At 69.3% G+C, this 13126-nt stretch carries 12 protein-coding genes; 1 reads left to right on the top strand and 11 read right to left on the bottom strand.

Annotated elements, in window-relative coordinates:
• Positions 1-225 precede the first annotated feature (225 nt).
• The 9 genes from IG84_RS0136855 to IG84_RS0136815 all read right to left on the bottom strand — a co-directional run bounded on the left by IG84_RS0136855 (position 226) and on the right by IG84_RS0136815 (position 10206).
• A complete protein-coding gene (locus IG84_RS0136855; RefSeq protein ID WP_031067688.1) occupies positions 226-966 on the bottom strand; it encodes an SDR family NAD(P)-dependent oxidoreductase in 741 nt (246 codons plus the stop codon).
• A 169-nt stretch (positions 967-1135) separates the two neighbouring features.
• Positions 1136-1657, bottom strand: coding sequence for a cyclophilin-like fold protein (locus IG84_RS0136850; protein ID WP_031067685.1), 522 nt, complete (start codon positions 1655-1657; stop codon positions 1136-1138).
• Entirely contained in the window at positions 1654-2319 is a 666-nt protein-coding gene (locus tag IG84_RS0136845) for an SDR family NAD(P)-dependent oxidoreductase (protein WP_031067682.1), read from the bottom strand. The genes IG84_RS0136850 and IG84_RS0136845 overlap by 4 nt, the downstream gene beginning before the upstream one ends.
• Positions 2320-2402: 83 nt before the next feature.
• Positions 2403-3719 (bottom strand): XdhC family protein, encoded by a 1317-nt coding sequence (locus IG84_RS0136840; RefSeq protein ID WP_078649920.1) that lies wholly within the window; start codon positions 3717-3719, stop codon positions 2403-2405.
• 161 nt (positions 3720-3880) lie between these two features.
• Positions 3881-6079, bottom strand: coding sequence for a xanthine dehydrogenase family protein molybdopterin-binding subunit (locus tag IG84_RS0136835; RefSeq protein ID WP_031067677.1), 2199 nt, complete (start codon positions 6077-6079; stop codon positions 3881-3883).
• Positions 6076-7056 carry an FAD binding domain-containing protein gene (locus IG84_RS0136830; protein ID WP_031067674.1) on the bottom strand — a complete coding sequence of 327 codons (981 nt, stop codon included), beginning with the start codon at positions 7054-7056 and terminating at the stop codon, positions 6076-6078. Before IG84_RS0136830 ends, IG84_RS0136835 begins: the two co-directional genes overlap by 4 nt.
• Before the next feature lie 12 nt (positions 7057-7068).
• A complete protein-coding gene (locus IG84_RS0136825; protein ID WP_031067673.1) occupies positions 7069-7707 on the bottom strand; it encodes a (2Fe-2S)-binding protein in 639 nt (212 codons plus the stop codon).
• A 164-nt stretch (positions 7708-7871) separates the two neighbouring features.
• Positions 7872-8915, bottom strand: a complete 1044-nt coding sequence (locus IG84_RS0136820) for a zinc-binding dehydrogenase (RefSeq protein WP_031067669.1) — start codon at positions 8913-8915, stop codon at positions 7872-7874.
• 34 nt (positions 8916-8949) lie between these two features.
• Positions 8950-10206 (bottom strand): MFS transporter, encoded by a 1257-nt coding sequence (locus IG84_RS0136815; protein ID WP_031067666.1) that lies wholly within the window; start codon positions 10204-10206, stop codon positions 8950-8952.
• Positions 10207-10342: 136 nt separating this feature from the next.
• On the opposite strand from IG84_RS0136815, the gene IG84_RS0136810 reads away from it, so the two are divergent.
• Positions 10343-11263, top strand: coding sequence for a helix-turn-helix transcriptional regulator (locus IG84_RS0136810; protein ID WP_031067664.1), 921 nt, complete (start codon positions 10343-10345; stop codon positions 11261-11263).
• A 51-nt stretch (positions 11264-11314) separates the two neighbouring features.
• Here the strand turns inward: IG84_RS0136810 and IG84_RS41425 are convergent, their stop codons facing one another.
• Both IG84_RS41425 and IG84_RS0136800 read right to left on the bottom strand, forming a co-directional pair.
• Positions 11315-11785: a hypothetical protein gene (locus IG84_RS41425; protein ID WP_157849013.1), complete on the bottom strand. Its 471-nt coding sequence runs from the start codon at positions 11783-11785 to the stop codon at positions 11315-11317.
• Between the two features lie 219 nt (positions 11786-12004).
• Positions 12005-12781 carry an IclR family transcriptional regulator gene (locus IG84_RS0136800; protein ID WP_157849012.1) on the bottom strand — a complete coding sequence of 259 codons (777 nt, stop codon included), beginning with the start codon at positions 12779-12781 and terminating at the stop codon, positions 12005-12007.
• Positions 12782-13126: the final 345 nt, after the last annotated feature.

The raw sequence follows: 13126 nt of genomic DNA, 5'->3' as shown, positions 1-13126 counted from the left end.
TCGCTGTCGCCGGCGATGCGCATCATGCCCGCGACGACGTTGGGGACTGTGGCGTCGGTGGTTCCGAAGGGGACAGTCTTCATGGATTCCTCTCGTGGGTGATTCAGGTTCGGCCGAGGAGCCACCGGGTGGTGGTCACCTCGATGAGGAGCGGACGTCGCCGGGCGCGTAGGGCTCGGTGACGTCTCACGTGCACGCTCCCATGGGCGTCAGCGCGAGGGCCGTTCATGCGGCCCCGGCGGCGTCGGGCAGGGCGAGGCCGGTGCGCGTGTGGAGGGCGTCGAGGAGCTGCCGCTGGAACACCGGGTCCAGCGCAGACGGGTGCGGTCGGCGTACGGCCCGGTGGTGCCAGTAACCACCGGTGCGCGGATCAATCTCGCTTTCTGCGGCGGTGGCGAGCCACGCCTGGGTTCGATGCCCCTCGGCGAGGTCATCGGTCGCGGACGGACCGCCCATCCGAGTCGGCACCCACCCGGGGTCGACCGCGTGCGAGAGCAGCCGCGGGTGCCTGGCAGAGAGGGCGAGTGCGAGCGTAGTGACGAGCAGCTTGCTGTCTGAGTAGGAGCCGCCGTGGCCGGCGAGCACGGGACCGACATCGGGGCGGCCGGACAGGTGCATCGAGCTGGACAGGAAGATGGCCCGGCCCGGCTGCGGCATCGACGCGGTCAGCAGGTAGGGGGCCAGGACGTTGACGGCGATCACGTCAGGGCCGTCCATCGTGCCGGCGTTGTGGACGACCGCGTCGAAGCGTCCGAACGCGTTCGCCTGCTCGGCCACGCTCGCCGTCTCTTTCGGGTGGGCGAGGTCGCCGAGCACGACACCGCGTATCCGGTCGCTGATGTCCAGGCCGTCCAGACGAGCCGAGCTGCGGGCGTGCAGGACGACGTCGTGGCCGCGGTCCGCGAGCTCGGACGCTGTCGCCAGGCCCAGTCCGGTCGACGCGCCGGTGATCAGGATGAGTGACATGGAGTGTGGTTCCTTCCGTGCGCGGCCTGCGAGGCAGCGGCCGGCGATGATGTCTGCTGGGCGGCTTCGTCACCAGGGTCGCTGCTTGTGCGGCCGGTCAGCAGCGCCAGCGCGACCGCAGGTTCGAGCAGGAAGGCCGCAGGACCGCCTGCGCGACTGAGGACACCGGTCACTTGGCTGCCTCGAGGGTGGCGGTGAAGTCGCCGGTCTGGTCGCTGATGGCCGACAGGTTGCCGTGGATGTGCCCAATGCGGGCGATGCCGTCCCAGCGGCCGACGTCGCCGTAGTAAAGGACGACGTTGCCCCACGGGGCGTAATAGCCGAGGTCTCCGACCTGGGGGTCGTCGCCGTCGGGCATCCCGTCCATCGTCAGCTCGCGGTCCAGGTGGCCGACCTTCTCTTCCCCGTTGAGGTCCTCGAAGGACAGCGTCAACGGAAGCCGCTCAAGCAGAGCCCGGCCCGTGGGGTTGTCCCACACGGTCGCGTCCAGCGTCTGATCGCCGATCCTGATCCGGATCGGCGTGCCCTCCTGCTCGTCGGCGGAGGGGGAGATCGATGAAGACGCGGCGGACGACGGGGCCGAGGTACCCCCTTCGGAGCCCGAGTCCGACGATTGGGTGCACGCCGCCAGGCCCAGGCCCAGGACGGCGGCGAGCGATGCCGTGACGGCTCGTCGTGAGATCGCTGTCATGCGGTGTTGCCCCCGACGAAAGTGCGGAACGCGCCGCGCTCGGTGTGCAGGGACCAGATGCGGTCGGCGAGTGCGTCGGGCTCGTGGTCGGGCTCGCCACCGCCGATGCCGCGGGGGATGATCAGCTGGGCGACGTGGATGCCCTCACCGGCGAGGGCGTCGTGCAGCATCTGACCGTAGGCGCTCTCCGCGGCGAAGGCGACCGAGGTGCCCGTCACGTTCCCGTTCGGGGTGACGGCGCTGCCGCCGTTGATGAGCAGGATCGTGCCCCGGCCCAGTTCACGCAGGCCGGGCAGGACGTGCTGGACCGCGGTGACCGGCCCGTACACCGACTGCTCGACGGGACCGACGAGGTCCTCTGCGGTGGTCTCCAGCACCGGCTTCATGAACTCCTTGGCGGGCACCGGGCTGTACTGGAGCACCTCGATCGGACCGAGATCGGCGGCCGCGGCGTCGAGGGCGGCGCGCAGCGCCTGCGGGTCGCGGGCGTTCGCGGCGTAGCCCCGAGCCGTGACGCCCTCGGAGGTGAGATCGGCGGCGAGGTCGTCGACGTTGGCCTGGGTGCGGGAGATAAGGGCAACGGAGAAGCCCTCGCGGCCGAAGCGGCGGGCGGTGGCCTGGCCGAGCCCGGGGCCTGCGCCGATCAGGGCGAACGTCGTCATGATGAGTCCTTCTTTCGGATCCGGTGTTTGCGGGGCGGAGCAGTGAGCTGCCGGATGAACAGGGGGTTATCGCACCACGTGACCTATTGCTGCCGTGGTGATGCCATGTCCTGGCTTTGTGGTGGGGCACGGGTGGCGCCGTGCAGCACGCAGTCCGCTCCAGCTGCGGGGACTGTGACTCGGGCGGTGTCGCCGGCCCGGGAGCGGAGGACGGGCAATTGCGATGCGGAGCGGGCGCCAGCGGCGCGGCTCACCGTGTCTTGACGGGTGGGCCGGTTGATGTCTTGGCGCGGTGCGCTCCGATGGATGGGGCCGGTGCGCTGGGACAGGGGCAGGCCGCTGGCGCCGTTGGTGTGGGCGATGATCTCCGCCGTGATGGACACGGCCGTCTCTTCGGGCGTCCGTGCACCGAGGTCGAGACCGATCGGCGAGTGCAGTGCGGCCAGTTGCCCTGCCGTGATGCCGGCCTCGTCCAGGAGGCGCAGGCGCTCGTTGTGGGTGCGGCGAGAGCCCATGGCACCGACGTAGCCGACGGGCAGGGTGAGGGCCAGACGCAACAGGGGGATGTCGAATTTGGCGTCGTGGGTGAGGACGCAGATGGCGGTGCGGGTGTCGACGGCGGTCTGCTCCAGGTAGCGGTGGGGCCAGTCGACGACCACCTCATCCGCGTGGGGGAAGCGGGCGGCCGTGGCGAACACGGGCCGGGCGTCGCAGACGGTGACCCGGTATCCGAGGACGCGGCCGGCCTGGGCGAGGGCGGCGGCAAAGTCGACGGCGCCGAAGATGAGCAGGCGCGGCCGGGTAGCCGCCACGTGTACCAGGACGGTCAGCTGCTCGGGACAGGTGGCGGTGTCACCGCCGAGATGGTTGCGAGCCGTACGCCCGGCCCGCAGCAGCGCCTGGGCGTGCCCGGTCACGGTGCGGCTCGTGTCCGCGTCCAGGTCGGTGCCGGACAGGCGGCCGTCGCCGTCCAAGGTCAGGAGGCCGCCGAGGAGGTGCGCGGGTCCGTCCACGACCTGTGCTACGGCGGCGACTCCGCCGTTCGCCGCCTGTGTGAGGGCGGTGGCCAGGTGCGGCTGCGTGGCCGGGTCGATGCGCTGCACGTGGACGTCGAGTTCCCCGCCGCAGGTCAGACCGACGGCGAAGGCATCCTCGTCGGAGTAGCCGAACCAGGCCCGCTGCGGAGCCGACTGGTCTTCGAGGACCTGCCGGCACAGCTCATACACAGCGCCTTCGACGCATCCGCCGGAGATGCTGCCGACGGCCGTGCCCTCTGCGTCGACCGCGACCGAGGTGCCCACGGGCAGCGGGGCGCTGCCCGTGACACCGACAACGGTGGCCAGCGCGAAGGGGCGTTGCTCGGTGCACCAGCGGTGCAATGTGTCCGCGATGTTCAGCATGAATCCTCCTCAGCGCGGGGCCTGGTGGTCGATCGGTTAAAGGTTGGTGGGGGCCGCCGCCCTCCGACGGGGGGACGGTGCGGCGGCGGCCCGCGGCCCGGCAGGCGGCGTGTGACTGGTGTCTGCCGGACGTCTTGGCGTGCACCGAGAAGGTGCACGGGTTACAGGAGTGCTTCGGCGGTGATGGGCAGTTGGCGTACGCGGCGGCCGGTGGCGTTGAAAACGGCGTTCGCGATGGCGGGCGCGACGCCGACGTGGACGACTTCGCCGAGTCCCTTGACGCCGAGCGGGTCGGCTTCGCGGTCTTCGCCGTCCAGGTAGATGGCCTGGATGTCGAGGACGTCGGCGTTGACGGGCACGAGGTAGTCGGCCAGGTTCGCGTTCACGATCCGGCCGTCGCGGTGGTCGGTGACGGTGTGTTCCAGCAGGGCAGTGCCGATGCCGCCGGTGATGCCGCCGATAGCCTGGCTTTCGGCGAGTTTGGGGCTGATGATGCGGCCCGCGTCGTACACGCCGAGCATGCGCCGCACGCGTACCAGTCCGAGGGTCGCGTCGACGGCGACTTCGGCGAAGGTGGCGTTGTAGGCGTAGAAGGAGTGCCGCTCCTTTGCCGCGGGCCCGGCGTAGGAGCCCTTTGCTTCCAGGTGGGAACGCTTGTTGCGGGACAGCAGGCTCTTGTACGTCTCGCCGCGCACCGGGTTGTTCTTGGTGTGCAGTCGGCCGCCCCGTACGACGACGTCCTCGGCCTCCACGCCGTACAGCGGTGACTCGCGGTCTTCGACTGCCAGCTTGATGGCCTGGCGGCGGACCTGGTTGCAGCCGTCGAGGACGGCGGAGCCGACGCTGGCCATGGTCATCGAGCCGCCGTGCGGCGGGGTCGGCGGGAACAGGGAGTCGCCGAGGCGGAAGGTGACGGAGCGCATGGTCAGGCCGAGGGCGTCGGCGGCGACCTGGGTCTGGGAGGTGTAGGTGCCCGGCCCCATGTCGCTAGCGGCGGCGTCGACCACGGCAGTGCCGTCAGCATTCAGCAGGATGCGGGCCTGGGCGGGCATGCGGGCGGTGTCGTAGACGCCGGCGGCCATGCCCATACCGATCAGCCAGTCACCCTCGCGGCGCGAGCGCGGCTTCGCTCGCCGCTGGTCCCAGCCGAAAGCGCGGGCGCCGGTGGTGTAGCACTCACGCAGCCGCCGCGTGGAGAAGGGCAGATTCTTCGACTCGTCCTCGGACGGTTCGTTGCGGAGGCGCAGTTCGATCGGGTCGATGCCGAGCTTGGCGGCGAGTTCGTCCATGGCCGATTCGATGACGAACGAGGCGGTGGCGAAGCCGGGGCCGCGCATGTAGATCGGGGTGTTCACATCCAGCGGCACTGTCCGGTACGCCTGGCTGACGTTCGGGGTGCTGTAGAGCATCTGCCCGGGGAAGAGGACCGACTCGGTGAACGTCTCGTACGAGGACGTCTCGGCGTCCATCTCGTGGGCCATCGCCGTCAGGCGGCCCTGACTGTTGCTGCCCAGCTTCAGCCGGTACTCGTACGAGGGGCGGAAGCCGGTGTTGAAGTACTGCTGCCTGCGCTTCAGAACGAGTTTGACCGGCCGGCGCGTTACGCGTGCGGCCAGGGCGGCGACGACGGTGTGCGGCCAGCAGCGCAGTCCGCTGCCGAACGCGCCGCCGACGTACGGCGAGATCACCCGGACGGAGTCGGCGGGCACGCCGAAGACGGTGGACAGCTCGGTCTGCGTGCCGACCACCCACTGCGTTTTGTCCCACACGGTCAGCTTGTTGCCACTCCAGCGGGCGATGGTGGCGTGCGGCTCCATCGCGTTGTGGTGATTGCGCGCCACCTGATAGGTCGCATCGATCCGCACGGGCGCCGAGCGCAGCGCCGCCGCCGCGTCACCACGCGCGTACTTCGTCGGCTTGTCCGCCTTCGCCTTCGCCAGGTCGGTGGACGGCTTCTGGGCGTCGTAGGCGACCTTGACCAGGCTCGCGCCGTGCTGTGCGGCCTCCAGGGTGGTGGCGACGACGACGGCGACGGGCTGGCCGTGGAAGAGGACCTTGTCGTCCTGGAAGACTCGCAGCCTGCGTCCGTCCGGCGGGTTATTCGAGGCGGGGTTGTCCTTGTAGGGGAGTTTCGGCGCGTTGCCGTGGTGGATCACCTTCAGTACGCCCGGCTGGGCCAGAGCGTCATCGGTGTCGATGGAGGTGATGCGGCCACGGCCGATGCTCGCGTCGACGATGACCGCGTGGACGACGCCCTTGATGTCGTGCTCGGCGGCGTAGGGGGCCTTGCCGGTGACCTTGAGCCGGCCCTCCACGCGGGAGAGCGGGGCGCCGACGGCTGCCTGCGGCTGGGGGCTCACTTCGTACCTCCTACGATCCGCAGCTTGCGTTCGACGGTCCGCTTCAACAGATCGGTCTTGAACCGGTTGTGGGCCAGCGGGCGGGCTCCGTCCGCCGCCTTCGCGGCGGCAGCGGCCCACAGGGACGCGGACGGACGTTCGCCGACGAGATGCTGTTCGACGGCGGGCAGCTTCCACGGGACGGTGCCTACGCCGCCGGCCGCGACCTTGGCCTCACGGATCACTCCGCCGCGGATGTGCAGGGCGACGGCGGCTGAGGTCAGGGCGAACTCGTAGGACTGCCGGTCACGGACCTTCAGATACCCGGACGCGAGCGGGCGGGGCAGGGCCGGGATCTCCACCGCGGTGATCAGTTCACCCTTGCGCAGTGCCTGCTCCCTGTTCGGGGTCGAGCCGGGGCGCAGCAGGAAGTCGGCGAATGGGATGCGCCGCTGCCCGTCGGCGCCCAGCACATGGACCTCGGCTTCCAGGGCGGCGAACGCCACCGCGACGTCGGAAGGGTGGGTTGCCACGCAGGCATCCGAGGTTCCGAGGATGGCGTGTGAGCGGTTGTAGCCTTCCCGGGCGGCGCAGCCGGAGCCGGGCTCGCGCTTGTTGCAGGCGGCGGTCACGTCGCGGAAGTAGGTGCAGCGGGTGCGCTGCATGATGTTCCCACCGATGGTGGCCATATTCCGCAGCTGCGCCGACGCGCTCAGCTCCAGAGACTGGGACACCACGGGGAACAGGGTGCGTACCTTGGGGTGGGCGGCCGCTGCGGACATGGTCACCAGGGCGCCGATACGCAGGCCGCCGCGTTCGGTGGCGGTGACCTCGTCCAGCGGCAGGCCGCTGATGTCGACCACGGTCTCAGGCCGCTCGACGGTCTCGCGCATCAGGTCGACCAGAGTGGTGCCCCCGGCGATGTAGCGGCCACCGCGACGGCCCGCGGTGAGGGCATCTTTCGTGTCGGAGACACGGGTGTATTCAAAGGGATACATGATGTGGGGCCCTCACTTCCGGCCCGCGGCCTGCTCAACCGCGCGCACGATCTTGACGTAGCAGCCGCAGCGGCAGATGTTGCCGCTCATCCACTCCCGGATCTCCTCCGGTGAGTGGGTGTGGCCTTCCTTGATGCAGCCGACACCGGAGACGATCTGGCCTGGGGTGCAGTAGCCGCACTGAAAGGCGTCCTCGTCGATGAACGCCTGCTGCAAGGGATGGAGGCGCTCGCCGTCGGCCAGACCCTCGATCGTGGTGACCTTGGCGCCCTCCAGCCGGACCGCGAGGGTCAGGCAGGCGTTCTGCCGGTGCCCGTCGACGAGCACCGTGCACGCCCCGCATGCTCCGGCGTCGCAGCCCTTCTTCGCACCGGTCAGATCCAGGTGCTCGCGCAGCAGGTCCAGCAGCGAGGTGCGGTTGTCGACTGTCACGGTGTGGCGGGTGCCGTTGACCGTCAGGGAGACACGGCTGGCGGGCGCGGCCGGGGCGGCGTCCGCCTCGTCGGAGGCCAGAAATCCTCCTCCGATCGCACCGCCGGCGATGACGACGCCGCCGACCGCGGAGGTAGTGGCGATGAACGTACGCCTGGTGGGCCCGGAGGACGGGCCGTCAGCGGGTGTGGGGGCTGGTGCTTCCGGTTCAGTGGACATTCGTATGCCTTCGCTTCACGGACGGATCAGCCGCTTTCAGGCGGCACAGCAGCAGGGCAGGATCGGTGTCGCCGCGGATACCGGGCAGCGCCCGGGGCGAGCCGGCGGCCCGGGGCAGGGGTGGCGCGGACGGGGGGTGCCGCTGCGTCTCGGCGGCAGTGGGGTCAGGACTTGACGAGGACCTTCAAAGTCTTGCGGTCGGCCATGTCCTGGTAGCCGGCCGGGACGCCGCCGAGGTCGGTGGTGGCGTCGAAGACCCGGCCCGGGTCGATGGTGCCCTCGAGGATGGCGGGCATTAGCTTCTCGATGTAGGCGCGGGTGGGGGCCGGTCCGCCGGCCAGACGGATGTTGCGGCCGAAGAGGCTGTCGAAGCCGACCGGGGCCTGCTCGTACTGCGGGACACCGACCCGGCTGATCACGCCACCGGGGCGAACGATGCCGACGGCCTGCTCGTAGGCGGGCATCGCACCTACGCATTCGAGGACCACGTGCGTGCCGTGCCCACCGGTCAGGTCGCGGACGGCCTCGATGCCCTCCGCGCCGCGGGCGGAGACGACGTCGGTGGCGCCGAAGTCCCGGCCGAGATCGGTGCGGGCCTGGTGGCGGCCCATGAGGATGATCTGTTCGGCACCCAGGAGCCTGGCCGACAGCACGCCCAGGAGGCCGACGGCGCCGTCGCCGATGACGGTGACGCTGGTGCGCTGGTTGACTCCGCCCGCGACGGCGGCGTGGTGGCCGGTGCCGAAGACGTCCGAGAGGGTGAGCAGGGACGGCATGAGGGCGGAGTCGGCGGCGACGGGCAGCTTGACCAGGGTTCCGTCGGCGAGCGGGACGCGGGTGGCTTCGGCCTGGCCGCCCTCTTCGGGCATGCCGTCCCAGAAGCCGGCGTGCGGGTTCCCGCAGGAGGTGTGCAGGCCCTCGCGGCAGAAGACGCAGGTGTTGTCGGAGATGGCGAACGGCGCGACGACCAGGTCACCCCGCTTGACGGTGCTCACCTCGGAGCCGGTGTCCTCGACGATGCCGATGAACTCGTGACCCATCCGCACCGGGTCGTCGGCCGCAGGCATCGAACCGTAGGGCCACAGGTCGCTGCCGCAGATACAGGACGCGGTGATGCGGACCAGGGCGTCGGTGGGCTCCTTGATGACCGAGTCGGGGACGTCCTCGACCCGGACGTCGCCGGCTTCGTACATGAGGGTTGCGCGCATGAGAGGTATCTCCCGTCGGGTGATGTGGTTCAGGTCAGTGGGCAGCACTCGCGATGACGGTGCCTGCGCGATTGCGGCGGTGGAGCAGGGCGATGGTGATCGTCGGGATCAGGGTCAGCGCGGCGACGACCGTGCCGACCACGGCAGGACCGGTGGCCCCGAGAGAGGAATCCAGGGCCATCCCGGCCACCCACGTGCCGATCGCGGTGCCGAAATTGAACGCCGACACCGTCAGGGCCGAGCCCAGCGTGGGGGCCTTGCCCGCGAAGCGGACGGCCAGCGAGATCAGCACCGGGTTCGCACCCAGCCCGAACAGCCCGAGCAGAGCCACCAGCACGATCACGGGCACGGAGAACGCGGACAGCAGGCAGATCGCCAGCAGCAGGGCCGTGGTGACCGCGGGGGCCAGGATGGTCGTCGCGTGCGGGCGGACGTCCCCGAGCCTTCCCCCGACGAGGAAGCCCGCCAGGGCACCGACGCCGAACCCGACCAGGACCAGCGGAACGATGCCGGCGGCGAGCCCTGCGCGGTCGGTCAGCAGCGGAGAGATGTAGGAGTACGTCGCCAGCACGCCGCCGGTCGTGGTGGCGCAGGCGGCCAGGGCGAGCCAGAGCCGGCCGGAGCGTACTGCGGACAGCTCGGAGCGGATCGACACCGTCTGCTGGCTGGGCCCGTCCTGCGGGACGTGCCGGGCGATGAAGACGATGCAGCCTGCGCCCAGGACGGCGAGGGCCCAGAACGGGCCGCGCCAGCCCATGGCCTGCCCGGCGAACGCGCCGAGCGGGACACCGACGACGTTGGCGAGCATCGCGCCGGACCCCACGACCCCCAGGGCACGGGAACTCGCGGCAGGCCCGGCGACCCTCGCGGCCACCACATTGGCCACCGCCCAGAACGCCCCCGTCGCCACCGCCGTCAGGAACCGCGCCCCCAGCAGCAGCGCGAAGTGGGAACCGAGAGCGACGATCACATGACCGAGCGCGAAGACGGCCAGGGCCAGCATCAGGGTCAGCCGCCTGGGCAAGCGCAGCGTCAGCATCGCCATCAGCGGCGCCCCGATGATCATCCCGATCGCGAAGACGGTGATCAGCAGTCCGGCACGGGCCACGCTGACGTGCAGGTCACCCGCCATCTCCGGCAGGAGGCCCGCCACCACGAACTCGGTCGTCCCCATCAGGAACGTGCCGAGCGCCAGTACGTAGACGACGAACGGAAGCCGGGCGGCCTCCTGCCCGCCGTCTTCGACACGCACCTTGGTTGCAGCGTCGAGGACTCCTCCTCGGGTGCTCATCTTCCTCCTTCAAAGGGGCTCGCGATCTGTCTTGCGACTCCACAAAACCGCTCTTGTCGCGCACGAGGAAGGTCGGGTTTATGGGGGGGACAAGCTCAACCTCCCTCCCGGCCGACCGGTCGCTACCGTTGAAGGCATGGACCGATCCCCCGGCGACAGCGCCGACAACCGCGCCGACATCCGGGACTTCCTCGCCAGCCGACGCGCCAAGATCACTCCCGAACAGGTCGGGCTGCCGACCAGCGGCCGACGCCGCGTTTCATGCCTGCGCCGCGAAGAAGTCGCTGTCCTCGCCGGCGTCAGCACCGAGTGGTACACGCGGCTGGAAAAGGGCCACATCAGCGGCGTCTCCGAGGATGTCCTCGCCGCCGTCGCCGAAGCCCTGAAACTGGACGACGACGAACGCACCTACCTCTTCGACCTGGCCCGCGCCGCCCAGCCCGCACGCCGCACCCCCACGCGGCGCAAGGATGTCCCCGTCCCGCCTCGGGTTCAGTGGCTACTGGACTCCATGACGATGTCCGCCGCCTTCGTACGCAACGGCCGCATGGACGTCATCGCCCACAACGCACTCGCGCGAGCCGTACACGCGCCCATGTTCGACAGCGCCACCACCAGCGAGCACGGCCGCGCCAACATCGCCCGCTTTCACTTCCTCGACCCCATCGCCCGGCACTTCTTCGTCGACTGGGAGGCCGCCTGCCACGCCACCGTCGCCCTGCTGCGCGCCGAAGCCGGACGAGAGCCTCACGACCGTGCCCTGAGGGAACTCATCGGCGAACTCTCCACATGCAGCCCCGAGTTCCGCAAGCAATGGGCCGCCCACGACGTCCGTATCCGCCACGATGGCGTCAAGCGGCTGCGACACCCCGAGGCCGGCGACCTGGAGCTGACCTACCACTCGCTGGACCTGCCCCTGTCCAACCGGGCGATGCACGACCTGACCATCTACACCGCCGAACCCGGCACCCGATCCGAAGAACAGCTCAGACTCCTCGCCAGCTGGACAGCACCCCAGCCCCAGGCATCAACCGAGCGCACCCGACACACCAGCTGAGGGCGGGCGGCGCGGAGTTTCGCTTACCGCCAGGTGCAGCTGAACAACGGGTCACGTGTCCCCTGCTGCCTCCGCCCTGAGACGGGCCCGCTTCTCGGCACGTGGCTCGACCTTCCAGCCGGGCAGGAGGGCCGACAGCATCGGGTCGCTGTCGATCCTCTGCTGGGTGCTCCGCATGCCTTCGTCGATCAGCGCGTCCCACTTTTCCGAGGCGATCTCGACGCGGCAGGGCAAGCCTTTGATGATCTCTTCGTCGAGGGTGAGGTAGTTCGACTCGCGTCCTCTGGCCCCGGGGGCTGCAGGCACGTAAGCGTCTGCGCCGGCCTGATCGGGAAGCAGGGAGATGAGGACCGCGTCCCCGTCCTCGGCGATCTTTCGGGCCGCCTTGCCGGCTGCCGAGATCTCTCCCTTGGAGGGATCCCGTTCCAGCGTCTCGATCAGGGTCTTGCGGATGCTCACCGTCTTCCGGCCGGCCAGCGCGGTCTGCAAGGCCTGGCGGAAGGTCTCCGTCATCGACGTCATGGCGGCGATTGTCGCGACTGGCCGGCCTGAGGCCGTGCACGTGAGGGCAGCCCCGGTGGATATTCCCCCGTACGGCAGATACGGACGAGGCATCGTCGGGAGAGCGGCGAGGACCCGCGAGGTCGACGGAAACGTCGTGTGCATGACAATGAGCGATTTGGAAGAGACAGCCCCTGGCCTGTCGGGCTTAGGTTGGACAATTCCACTTCTTAGGGCGTATCAGTGGCCTTCTGTCTCCATTAGGCGCTCCGAAATCGTCGTCGCTGCCTGCTTGATGGCCAGGACGGCGTGCTCGACGTCGACGTCACGTCGCTCCTTCTCGTCCCAGGCCGTCCCCACGCTTCCCAGGGCTGTCTTTTGGTCGGTGAGGATCGGCGCCGCGACGCCATATACGCCGGGGTTGAATTCCCCCATGGTCAAGGAGTAGCCGTCCTTCTTGATTTTGCCCAGGTTCGCCCGGAAAGTGCTCCAGTTGTTGCCCAGCCCGGCCTTCTCGATTTCGTCACGCTGGCGCGGGTAGATGGCCTTGAGGCGGTGATGAGGGAGATGCGCCAGAATGACCTTCGAGATCGCCCCTTGAAACAACGGGCGTCGCTGACCGCGACTGAACCTGTTCTCGGGGCTGTTCGGAGCGCGGCACTCGCCGACGCACAGGACCGAATCCCGGTACACGGTGCACAGCAGGGCTGAGTGCCCGATCTTGTCCACCAGGTCTTCGAGTACCCCGTGACTGGCCAGGAGCAGTGGGTCCGTCAAACGCATCTGCAGGTCCATCTCGATGATGCGCGGGCCTAGTGTGTACTGGCCACTGTGCACGGCATTGAGCAGTCCCGCCTCGTGCAGGGTCTTGATGTAGCGATATCCCGTCGACCTTGAGGTCTCCAGAGCTTCGATGATGGCATTGGTCGACCACACCGGCTCGGTTTCGCTGAACAGCTCCAGGATTTGGAGCATCTTGGCCAGGCTCGCACTGCCTTGAGTCGTTGCTGCTGTCACGGCTGAATTGTATCCCACAATGTGAGATGTGACCAATAGGGTGGCTGGCGCTGGACTGGCTGCAGGACGGTCAGCGGGATGACCGTGGGTGGGCTCGAGCACCGAGGCCCACCCACTTATGCCTCGTCATGGCTATCCGGAAACCCCTTCGATGGGAGGTGGGTTGTGCACCCGTGCGTCGACTCACTGCCGTTCTTCAGTGCTCATTACGCATGTTTCACGGCACGTTGTGGCCGGCGGCCTGGGTGAGCCCGTACCACTCGCTGCGGGAGAGCGGGATGTCCGAGCCGGCGGCGGCGTCGGTGACGCGCTGGGGCTGGGTGGTGCCGAGCACGACCTGGATGC

The organism is Streptomyces ochraceiscleroticus, from assembly GCF_000720485.1.
Taxonomy (GTDB): domain Bacteria; phylum Actinomycetota; class Actinomycetes; order Streptomycetales; family Streptomycetaceae; genus Streptomyces; species Streptomyces ochraceiscleroticus.
Note: the sequence above shows the minus strand (reverse complement) of the source record. Positions and strands in the feature narration are given on the sequence as shown.

Excerpts from the sequence above, each read along its gene's own strand:
- IG84_RS0136845 (WP_031067682.1), bottom strand. The coding sequence starts at position 2,319 with ATGACGACGTTCGCCCTGATCGGCGCAGGCCCCGGGCTCGGCCAGGCC.
- IG84_RS0136840 (WP_078649920.1), bottom strand. The coding sequence starts at position 3,719 with ATGCTGAACATCGCGGACACATTGCACCGCTGGTGCACCGAGCAACGC.
- IG84_RS41425 (WP_157849013.1), bottom strand. The coding sequence starts at position 11,785 with ATGACGTCGATGACGGAGACCTTCCGCCAGGCCTTGCAGACCGCGCTG.
- IG84_RS0136825 (WP_031067673.1), bottom strand. The coding sequence starts at position 7,707 with ATGTCCACTGAACCGGAAGCACCAGCCCCCACACCCGCTGACGGCCCG.
- IG84_RS0136850 (WP_031067685.1), bottom strand. The coding sequence starts at position 1,657 with ATGACAGCGATCTCACGACGAGCCGTCACGGCATCGCTCGCCGCCGTC.
- IG84_RS0136820 (WP_031067669.1), bottom strand. The coding sequence starts at position 8,915 with ATGCGCGCAACCCTCATGTACGAAGCCGGCGACGTCCGGGTCGAGGAC.
- IG84_RS0136855 (WP_031067688.1), bottom strand. The coding sequence starts at position 966 with ATGTCACTCATCCTGATCACCGGCGCGTCGACCGGACTGGGCCTGGCG.
- IG84_RS0136810 (WP_031067664.1), top strand. The coding sequence starts at position 10,343 with ATGGACCGATCCCCCGGCGACAGCGCCGACAACCGCGCCGACATCCGG.
- IG84_RS0136815 (WP_031067666.1), bottom strand. The coding sequence starts at position 10,206 with ATGAGCACCCGAGGAGGAGTCCTCGACGCTGCAACCAAGGTGCGTGTC.
- IG84_RS0136830 (WP_031067674.1), bottom strand. The coding sequence starts at position 7,056 with ATGTATCCCTTTGAATACACCCGTGTCTCCGACACGAAAGATGCCCTC.